Origin of the sequence: Halomonas campaniensis, assembly GCF_014193375.1 — a bacterium.
Lineage (GTDB): Bacteria > Pseudomonadota > Gammaproteobacteria > Pseudomonadales > Halomonadaceae > Halomonas > Halomonas campaniensis.
The window spans coordinates 1-5,602 of sequence record NZ_JACHZF010000053.1; the positions used below are offsets into that span (position 1 = coordinate 1).

The 5,602-nt window shown below is 50.1% G+C and carries 2 protein-coding genes; one reads left to right on the top strand and one right to left on the bottom strand.

Going from position 1 to position 5,602, the window contains the following annotated elements; genetic code table 11:
• The first annotated feature begins 651 nt into the window (after positions 1 to 651).
• On the top strand, positions 652 to 4,785 hold the full coding sequence (locus BDK63_RS18045) for a HigA family addiction module antitoxin (protein WP_183334503.1): 4,134 nt from the start codon (positions 652 to 654) through the stop codon (positions 4,783 to 4,785).
• 167 nt (positions 4,786 to 4,952) lie between these two features.
• Here the strand turns inward: BDK63_RS18045 and BDK63_RS18050 are convergent, their stop codons facing one another.
• Complete coding sequence (locus BDK63_RS18050; protein ID WP_246386320.1) at positions 4,953 to 5,456, bottom strand: hypothetical protein; 504 nt, start codon at positions 5,454 to 5,456, stop codon at positions 4,953 to 4,955.
• Positions 5,457 to 5,602: the final 146 nt, after the last annotated feature.

Sequence of the window (5,602 nt, forward strand, 5' to 3'; positions counted from 1 at the left end):
AGCGCCGGCACAGTGCGATTGGGATGATCAGCCCGGAGGCCTTCGAGGCCCGAATGATCGCTTAGATCGGTGTCCACCAATGCTGGGTAAGATCAGTCCGCTGCCCTCGGGGCCGACCCAACTGCCCCGGGCCAGGGAGCCCTTGAACACGATGTGGCCGTACTGGGACTGCTTGAAATCGCCGCGCAGCAGATCCGCCACGGACCAGATGAAGGCCGCCAGCTGAGAGTGACTCTCCGTGTTCACGATGCTTCCCCGCGTTCTTGGTACTGATGGTAATAAGTACGAAACATCATACACAGCGAGGGGGTAACCAACGAGATGACAAACAGCCAGAATGGTGGGCCCAGCTGGACTCGAACCAGCGACCAAGGGATTATGAGTTTGCTTTTAAATCAATAAGCTACTGATACATAAGGGAAAGCGACCGTAATCGAGCGAAAGGTACAGCTCTTTGGAATCAGTAGCTTAGCGAAATTTGAGGATAGCACAGGAAGCTGATGTGTGTACTGCTCTTGTACTGCGCGATGGTGATACATACTCATCTCACGGCTAGGCAAATCGATATTGTATCGTGTAACGCTACACGCTACAGTAAAGCATATGAGCGTAGCTTGCTCTTTACCTTGTCGAGCATGCCTGGAGAAAATCATGCAAGATTCGAAGACTGTTCCTCATCCTGGAGAACGCATCAGGGCAGAAGTCATTCCGGCGGGAGTATCCGTCACAAAAGCTGCTCAGATCATCGGAGTTGGCCGCCCAGCTTTATCAAACCTGCTAAACGGCAAAGCGTCACTGTCCACAGATATGGCGAAGCGCCTAGAGAAGGCCTTCAATTATCCAAGCAAGAATCTTTTGGAAATGCAGGCTCAATATGACGAGTCACAAGCCATGGTAAAGAGTATGCCTTCAAATACGCGGGCATACGTACCTCCGTTTCTTACAATTAAAGCGAATGACATTGAACAGTGGGTAACTCGCAACATTCCGGCGAGAGCTAGGCTTTCGGTATTTCTGCGGACACTTGTCCATTCGACAGGAAGTAGTCTTAAACAAGTTGATTTTCCTGGCAACGATGACGCCGAACGTCCTGGTTGGGACGGGTTTGTTGAAGCTAGTGATGGAACGCCTTGGGTACCCACTGGACGATCGGGCTGGGAGTTCGGCACCAACGAGGATATTAAAAGGAAGGCAGATAAGGACTTCGCAAAGAGCGTTAAGGCTCTCAGCGATGAAGAGCGAGCCGAGATGACGTTCATATTCGTCACTCCACGCCGATGGGCTAACGGCAAGGCAGCCTGGATTGCCGAAAAACAAGCTAAAGGACTCTGGAAGGAAGTTCGGGCGTATGATGCAAGCGATCTTGAGCAATGGACAGAGCAATCGCTGCCTGCGCAAGCCTGGTTCGCTAATGAAACGAGGATTCCGGCACAGAACGTTCGCTCACTCGACAAATGCTGGACCGACTGGGCCAATGTATCAGAGCCACCATTGCCTGGGACGTTGTTTAATTCAGCTATTGAGGCAGCTAAACGCATCATGCTATCACGCCTCTCTAAGCCCTCCGACGGAGCAACCATGATCGCTGCCGACTCAACTGAAGAGGCGCTTGCTTTTGTGGCTCAACTTTTCAGCGAAGCTAGTGGCGAAGAATTAGTTTCTTATCGTGACCAGGTATTGGTATTCGACAAATCTGGGGTCCTGCCGCGTTTAGCGGAAGGAGCTAAAACTTTCATCCCTGTAGTGTTCAGCCCTGAAGTCGAACGCGAGCTTTCTCCATACGCGAAATCGATGCACTCAATAGTCATCTATCCGCGCAATGCAATAAACACCGAACCTCATATCGTCCTTGAGCCAGCGAGCTACGAGACATTTCAAACGGCATTAGAGGAAATGGGCAAGGATCGCGATGAAATTTCGCGATATTCAAATGAATCAGGTAGATCATTGACTGTTTTACGCCGTCGTCTTGCCACTCTTCCTGCGGTAAAAAACCCAGAATGGGTGACAGATCACCAGGCAACGGTGAACCTTGTACCCTTTATGCTAGTAGGTGCATGGGACAGTAGCAACGATGCTGACAAGTGTTGCCTCGAATTACTAGCAAATGACAAGCCTTATTCTGAGCTTGAGAGGGAGCACCAACGTCTTGCTCAATTAAATGATGTACCAGTATGGTCGATTAACACTTATCGCGGCGTAGTTTCGAAGATAGATTTACTTTATGCCATCAAAGGGGCAGTTACTACAGACGACTTGAGGCGTTACTTCGACGTGGCACGAATGGTGCTGGGTGAAGATGACCCTGCACTGGATCTCGATGAAGACCAGCGTTGGGCAGCTTCAATTCATGGAAAGACACGCGAGTTTTCAGGCGCGTTTCGCGAAGGAATTTCAGAAACTCTCGTGCTACTAGCCGTTCATGGCAACCAGCTATTCAAAGGTCAGCTTGGAATTGATACCGAAGCCGAGGCGGTAAAAGTCGTTCGCGACCTCCTCCCAACGCCGTTGACTACGCGAAAACTAGAAGCAAATGATCGCGACCTTCCTACTTATGCGGAAGCAGCTCCAGATGAGTTCTTGTCCATCCTTGAACGTGACTTAAAGACCGAAAATCCAGCAGTCCTCGGCCTTCTACGCCCCGCGGAAGCGGGCCCATTCGGCCATCCTAGTCGCACTGGTTTGCTGTGGGCTCTTGAAGCACTTTCATGGAGCCACTTGACGTTACCACGTGCAGCTTTCATTTTAGCGCGTCTTGCGGAAGTCGAAATTAACGATAACTGGTCTAACAAGCCAATACATTCACTTGAATCGATCTTCCGCTCATGGATGCCACAAACTGCAGCGAGCCATGAGATTCGGGTAAGACTAATGCTCAGACTTTCTGAGAAATTCCCTAATATTGCTTGGAAACTCTGCATAGCGCAATTCGGTGACCATCATCGGGTTGGTGATTACAGCCACAAACCACGATGGCGCTCAGATGGTTACGGGTTTGGTGAACCCATCCAGACAAGGCAGCCAATCACTGCATTCGTGCGAGAAATGGTTGATATGGCCCTAACTAGAAATGACTATTCTCTGTCAATGCTTTGCGATCTAGTCGAACGGCTTCACGCCTTACCTGAATTCGACCAAGATCGAGTTTGGACATTGATTAAAGCTTGGGGTAGAGATAGGGCCAGTGATGCTGAAAAGACAGCTCTACGCGAAAAAATTCGCATATCAACACTTTCACGACGTGCAGCATTGCGCGCCAGAAAAAAGTCAACCTCGCTTAACCTAGCCATTGCGGCAAAAGATGTTTACGCCGAACTTGAACCAGAAAACTTGCTCAATAGACACGCTTGGCTTTTCCGTGAAACATGGGTTGAAGAATCTGCTGACGAACTAGAAGATATCGAAAGAGTCGATTTTGAGAAGCGAGATGAACGCATTCACAATCTCAGAGTGGCGGCGTTGCGAGAAATTTACAACGACCAAGGCATTACAGGTCTGATAGAACTTTCTTGCCAAGGCAAAGCTTCATGGATAATCGGAAGAATCTCCGCAAGTTCTTTATTAACCCCAGAAAAAATTGGCGAACTCATAAATCTCGCCATAGAACCAATATTAATTAACCAAGATAAGAGTCACCCCCAAAAAAACCTTATCGCGGGTGCATTACACTCAATTAATGACGACCAAAGTCGCGAAGAAATCATCACTGATGTGTCATATAACCTTTCCGGCATCGAAACGGCGAAGTTACTTACGCTTGCACCGTATGGGAAGAGCACCTGGAAGCTGGTTGACAATCTAGACAAAAAAGCTCAGAAAAAGTACTGGAGTGAAGTAATACCAGATTGGATTCACCACACTGAAGAAGACAACAAAGAAAGCATTGACCGACTAATGAAGGCTGGACGGCCTCGCGCTGCATTTTCATGCATCCATTTTCACCCTGAAAAGGTTGGTGAAGAACTCCTTTACCGCTTACTTTCAGATGTGGCTAAAGGTGGCGATGATAAGCCAGGCCAATACATGCTAGAGCACTACTCTGTAGAAAAGGCATTTGAGTATCTCAATGCAAGCTCAAAGCTCACACTAGAGAAAAAAGCAGCATTGGAATTCTCATATTTAGAAATACTGGCTCGCCCTTGGGGTAGCCGCAGCGGAAATGGCATACCAAATCTTGAGAGGTACATTGAAGCTCATCCTGAGCTATTTATTCAAGCTATTGTGTGGACGTACAAGCGCAGTGACGGGGCAAATGATCCTATCGAGTACAAAGTACCTCAAGACAATATTAGCAATTTGTCTAAACGAGGGTATAGCCTATTGGAAGCTATTGAGCGCATTCCTGGCCACAACGACCTTGGAGAATTAACAGCAGAGCGTCTTGAGAAGTGGATTTCTACTGTACGCCATTCTTGCATGGAACTCAGTCGTGCTGATATAGCCGATGTTTGCATCGGAAAAGTTCTGTCAAGCGCATCTATTGGCGAAGATGGTATATGGCCTTGCAAGGTGGTGCGGGATGTGATGGAGAACATCCAGTCCGATCCTATGATGCGAGGTGCACATAGCGGTGTTTATAACTCACGCGGAGTTACTACTCGAATGCCCGGAGAGGGTGGAAGTCAAGAACGGGATATCGCTGCGAAATACCGTAAATGGGGAGAAGCTATTCTTCCAACCCATCCATTTGTAGCCACAAAACTTTTACTAGAGATAGCAGACACTTATGAACGCGAAGCGATGCATCATGACGATGATGCCAGCGTACGACGACGCCTAACTTAGGATAGTATATGTCGGGTCCAAGTTATTGATTCACCGGGACCCGACAGAAGCCTCCGGGAGCTAAACCCCTGTCGGAAGGAATCACCGCCCACCAGCGGAATCAGCTCTTCCTTTAACTGCAAGCCGGCGATCCCTGTACCCACAACCTACACTATTCAGTCTGTCTGCTATCGTTCGTCTTGCTGATCCTCCGCCCTACTCTTCTCTCTCCTCTGGTGTTTTTGAGCACCCCATTGTAGCTGCCCCGAGATCTTCTCCTGGAGTTCGTGGCGCTCGGTCTTCATCGGCGGCATAGAGCCTACAAAAGCCGCGATGCGCTTGGCCAGCTCCTGGTCATCGGGATCGCGGCTCTGGGCCATGTTCTTGGCCGCCGTCAGCCAAGCCTTGCGGACATAGGTCTGGCGCTCCTTGATACGATCCTCCCAGGGGCGTGACTTCGGTGCTTGACCGGCTCGCTGTCCACGGAAGTCCTCGAGGACCTCCTGAACCTTCGCCTGGTCAACCTGTACCGTCTGGCCTTTCTCGCGGATGTGGCGAAGCACTTGACTAACGCCCTTCTTGATCACCCCACGGGTGGCACGCGGCGTGGCCTCAGCCTCTACCCCTCGGCGCTCCAGCTCCGCCGCGAAGGCCTCTCGCCACTTCTGCGGGTCGCCCTTCTTCACGTTCAATCGACGGCCGTCATAGCCCAGGCTCTTCACCGTCAGGTGGACGTGGGGGCTTTGTCAATGGCCATCAGAACTGACCCACCAGCGGTCAACAAAATTGACCCACCCGTGATCGTCAGCTGAGCGTCTTCTGCTTCAGCCGGTAGCTC